This is a genomic window from Microcystis sp. M44BS1, from assembly GCF_020244875.1.
GTDB lineage: Bacteria > Cyanobacteriota > Cyanobacteriia > Cyanobacteriales > Microcystaceae > Microcystis > Microcystis panniformis.
This window is the reverse complement of the sequence record NZ_JADBVM010000048.1, coordinates 1-4,820: the sequence shown is the minus strand read 5'-3', so window position 1 is coordinate 4,820 and position 4,820 is coordinate 1. Positions and strand designations below refer to the sequence as shown.

Below are 4,820 nucleotides of genomic sequence, written 5' to 3'. Positions count from 1 at the left end.
ATAACTGCTCACTGATAACTGCTCACTGATAACTGATAACTGATAACTGACTTCTAACCCAATGTTGGACAAAGATAAGCAAAAATTATCTACTGACTCCAAAAACTTGAGAATATTTAAATTAACATTCCGCAATATTTACAAATTCTTAAGAATTAATTGAGAAAGATTTTTATTTAACAACGATGTTATGAAGGTTACAGCGATTTGATAGAATTTCAGAATGGGGTATTCTATGCTTTTTTAGGCAGCAACGATTGAAACCCTGACCACACCTAGAAGGTGATCCTAATTAAGACAGGTAAATGAGTCAATTTCACCCACAACGATGATCTTTTTTTTGTGTAGTTTTATTGCAAAAAAAAAGTTTTTTTGACAAAAAGCACAAAGTATGATATACAATGGCGGATTTCTAGCTGCGAGTAGTTATTGGAGAGAAGGGAGCAGGGAAGTGGGGAAGTAGGGAAGTGGGGAAGTGGGGAGTGGGAAGAATAAATAAAAATAATCTCCTGACGACCGACTCCTGACTCCCATCTCCTGACGACCGATAGCTAATTATCTAAGAGCAAAGGTCGCAGAAAACCGCCATAATTCTCGTCATCTGTACCGATAAAGACTTCTATTTTACCTCTAGGAGATTCTCTGGTGGTCAGCGCCTCCACTTTGGAGCCGTCGATTTCTGCAATTTTTTGGGGATTAGGGGCAAGAATTAGGTTATTATCGGCTGTAACTTGACCTATACGGTAAACTGCACTTCTAAACACCCCCGCACTATCTGGATCGTCAGCGGAAGCTATGTAGATATTACCTTGCTTATCTACGGCTAAATCGGAGATGGGGCGAATATTTTTACCACTACCAAAAGGACTCCGAAAAGTTACCGACTGAAATTCCCCGAATTTTAAGGGATTGAACGAGATATCCGTCCAGCGAATCTTTGTACTCTCTTGACTATCGGCCCGTTCTGCGTAGATAAATAGATAACGATCGCCTTGCCGACTAACAGCGATCGCCTCTACATTTTCCACCGCGATCGGCCAATTTATTTCCTCAACTATCTTGACTTTTTGCTGGTTATATGCTAGTAAAAATAGTCTTTGAAAAGGTTTTTTGTCGCCACTTTCAGCCAACAAAAATAAGTTAGTTTCAGGGATATGAGTAATACTTTCGAGATCGTTACTCAATCCCTCTGGATTTGGCCAATCTACCCTTAAAACCTGCCATAATAGGGGTTTTTCCTGCGTAGGCAGCCGTAAAAGACTCAGCCTTGGTTGAGATGGATCACTATTTTTGCCCTTATTTTTGGCATCGTGAACCCCTAGAAAAATATCTGCTTCTACCCAAGCTAAACCACTGAGATCCGGAAGATAAGTCTCCAGTTGTCTCGATTGTTGAGCAAAAGAGACTTGCACGACCGAAAAAAAGAAAACTAGCCCTAAAATCCCTGAAAAAACAGTTTTCAATCGGCTATTCTTGCTAAAAAATGCTCTCTTCTCTAACATCTATTCCCTAACTCCTAATATCACTGATTAACTCCTCCACCACGCGATTTAAACCGACGGAATGGGAAGCTTTACATAAAATGCGATCGCCTGAATCAATCACTTCCTTTAAACGATTAATTAAATCTGCGTGAGTTTGAAAACATTCGCAATCGACCCCAGTAGCGGACTCAGCAATAAACTTAGCTTCTGGGTCATCCACCAAGACAAACAAGCGATCTATGCCTAGTTTTTGCACCCTCTCACCGACTTGGCGATGTAATTGCTCCGAAAAAGACCCTAACTCCTTCATCGTGCCTAAAACAGCAATATGACGCTGACCGGGGGTAGCTTTCAGTAAATCCAAGGCCGCTAACATTGATTCTAGACCGGCGTTATAGGTTTCATCGAGGAGTAGGATATCGGTTGCTAATTGGTAACGTTTGGCCCGACCACTGGGTAAATTAACCTTAATTCCCTGTTGCAAAGAAGTCCAATCGATGCCTAAAATTTTCGCTACAGCCAAGGCCGCCATAAAATTTAAAGCATGATGACGACCGGATAAAGGTAAGTTAAAATCTAGTCCATTGACTCGTAAAGTAGTTAAATCCAGTAATTCTCCGACTATATCGCCGCCAGAGAAGCCATAGGTAATTGTTTCCCCCTGCCATACCCGTTTAGCTGTTTCCGTAAGTAAAGGGTGATCGTGGTTAAGAACCGCTATACTACTAGAAGGAGACTCGGCCAATAACTCGCATTTGGCCTCTGTGATCGCTGCTTCCGACCCTAAACGACCGATGTGAGCGGTTCCCACATTAGTAATCACTGCGATGGTCGGTTGGGCGATTTGAGCGAGCAGGGCAATTTCTCCCCGTCCCCGCATTCCCATCTCGATTACGGCACTATCGTGAGTTTCATCCAGTTCGAGGAGAGTTTTCGGCACTCCGATCTCATTGTTATAATTAGCTAGGGTTTTATGTACCTTTCCCCGGGTTGCTAATACCGAAGCGATTAATTCTTTAGTCGTGGTTTTCCCCACCGATCCTGTAATAGCAATCACGGGTATAGTAAATTGATTCCGCCACCAATGGGCTAATTGCTGATAGGTTTCTAGGGTATTCTGCACCAGGAATACAGGAATATTACTAGAGGAATTTACCGACACTGGCTGATCGACAATCAAGGTCGCCGCTCCCTTTTCGATAGCCATATCGATAAAATCATGACCATTAAAATTATCACCCTTTAATGCCAAAAATGCTTGTCCAGACTCAATACTACGGCTATCGGTATTAATGCCAGATAGTAAACTATCGTGGCTCAAACTTATGTCACCATTATCTGGTAAGGACAATAATTGAGCTAGTTGATTGAGGGATAAATGACAGGCCATAGACAATAAAAATACTTAGGAGTGAATTCCGAATTATCTAGAAGATGGATTTAGGTTGAAATGTGACTTAGATCACATCCGAGCGAGGGTTTCTTTTCGCTAACTTAATTAGGGCTGGCTGAATAAATCTAAAAACCTTGTTGGATCATATCTTTAAGCTTGTTTGAAATCAAAAACTGCCAGCCCTTGGAGTGATCAGGGGGGAAATTTAGGCACTTTTTGCCTGAAAATTAGGTAATTGACCCCCTGAAAATCGGTAAAACCCTACACCCCCCCCCTGCCCCCAGGAAAAACTTTTTGCCGCAAACCCTAATTAGCAGGGGACGCTGCCGAAAATTTTATTAATCTGGGCATAGTCCGCAAGCTTGGCCAGGTAAGCCAAGGGTAATTTTCCTAAACTTGCCAAGCTAAAATGGATCAACTCGGTCACTACAATGACCCAAAATAGGGGCATCCTCAGAAGGGAGCATCTACTATCTAATCACAATTGACCCCTTTATGGTCATAGGCCTAAAATCCATCCGCTTACTGATTTAGGAGGGCTGAATCAAATAACCATGGCTAGTCTAAACAGTGAACAAAGACCAACAAGAGACGAAGAACAGCTACTATACGATTATTGGCTCGACCGCGCCAGGACCGGTTCCCCTGAGCAGTTAATCGAGGATTTTCGTCGTCTGTTTATCGAAGGTGGCGGTTATCAAGAAGCTCCTATTTATTTAGCCCTAGAGCGTCTTGTCAAGGCTAAGGATGCCGAAATTCGTTTTTATCATTTCTTTAACCGCTGCTGTCATATTTTAGTGAATCGATGGCAAACGCAGCCCACCCATCAGCCAGCAATTCCCGAATTGGTATCGCTGCTGGAAAATTTGCCCTCCCCACGTCCCGGACATTACAGCAGCCCCAATAATTTGCGCCATCTGGTCAAAAATTTTACCCTCTCGGATGACTACGTTAGGCTGCAGCGTCTGGCGAGAATTATTAGCGGCCAATGCAGCGAAAAAACCGCCGCTTCCCTGGGAACCCTGATTAATCGTTATCCCTATCTCTATAATTACTATTTACTCGGTGATGACAGTCCCCGAGAACAGCGACAAACCGTTAGACGTATTAAAGTGAAAACCGAGAGCCGTTTCGAGGTAAATCTCTCTCGTTATGTCACCTATCAGGTACGTTTGGCACGGGCAGCCCATAGCCCAAAAATCAGGGAAGAAGCGGGGAGAATCATTCAACCAGTGGAAAATCCCACCCTGCTCAATGATAAGGAGCTAAATCGCACCCTCAAGTATTATCTGGGGACGGTAGCAGGAAATTATACTTATAAGAATCTTTCGCTAAATTTTCTGGCGAATACAGTTTATACCCGTACCTATAAAGATTTTAAAAATGATCTCTACGATTATCTAATTACCTCCTTAGACTACGGCAAGGGGCAATTTGACCAAAAACTCGACGATATCCTGCAAAATACTCTACCCCACTGCGATCAACAAAAACCGAGTGAATTTCTCATGCTGCGTACTTCTAGCCAACTGTTAAATTATCTGGTGGTGGAAAGCGGGCAAAAACCCGATCATTACCTTCTTATGGATATGATCACCAATATGGGGGTAACTCAGACTGTGGGATTATTGCTCAAGTTGGTTTTGATCTGTCCCCAGGCAAAACCCCACTTAGATAAACGTTTTTCGATTCTATTTAACCACTACGAGAGTTATTCTCGCGATCAAGTGCCTTGGTTGGTTAAATCCCTAGAAAATCTGCAAGTAGCTTTTAGTATTCATTTCGGCCAAGCTGATTTGTCCTGTCTCCGTCAAATCTAGTGATGGGAAGTGGGGAAGTGGGGAAGTGGGGAAGTGGGGAAGTGGGGAAGTGGGGAAGTGGGGAAGTGGGGAAGTGGGGAAGTGGGGAAGTGGGGAAGTGGGGAAGTGGGGAAGTGGGGAAGT

3 protein-coding genes are annotated in these 4,820 nt (G+C 43.2%); 1 reads left to right on the top strand and 2 read right to left on the bottom strand.

From position 1 onward, the window contains the following. Positions 1-551 precede the first annotated feature (551 nt). On the bottom strand, positions 552-1,502 hold the full coding sequence (locus IM515_RS02775) for an SMP-30/gluconolactonase/LRE family protein (protein WP_287697856.1): 951 nt from the start codon (positions 1,500-1,502) through the stop codon (positions 552-554). Between the two features lie 7 nt (positions 1,503-1,509). Continuing rightward, positions 1,510-2,874 carry a UDP-N-acetylmuramoyl-tripeptide--D-alanyl-D-alanine ligase gene (locus IM515_RS02770; protein ID WP_287627974.1) on the bottom strand — a complete coding sequence of 455 codons (1,365 nt, stop codon included), beginning with the start codon at positions 2,872-2,874 and terminating at the stop codon, positions 1,510-1,512. Between the two features lie 557 nt (positions 2,875-3,431). Between IM515_RS02770 and IM515_RS02765 the strand changes: the two genes are divergently transcribed. Then, the gene (locus IM515_RS02765; protein ID WP_287627976.1) at positions 3,432-4,697 is read left to right on the top strand and encodes a Sll1247 family protein; all 1,266 of its coding nucleotides are present in this window, start codon (positions 3,432-3,434) and stop codon (positions 4,695-4,697) included. Positions 4,698-4,820 lie beyond the last annotated feature (123 nt).

Bases quoted from the DNA above. Each gene is read 5' to 3' on its own strand.
- IM515_RS02775 (WP_287697856.1), bottom strand. From the start codon at position 1,502: ATGTTAGAGAAGAGAGCATTTTTTAGCAAGAATAGCCGATTGAAAACT.
- IM515_RS02770 (WP_287627974.1), bottom strand. From the start codon at position 2,874: ATGGCCTGTCATTTATCCCTCAATCAACTAGCTCAATTATTGTCCTTA.
- IM515_RS02765 (WP_287627976.1), top strand. From the start codon at position 3,432: ATGGCTAGTCTAAACAGTGAACAAAGACCAACAAGAGACGAAGAACAG.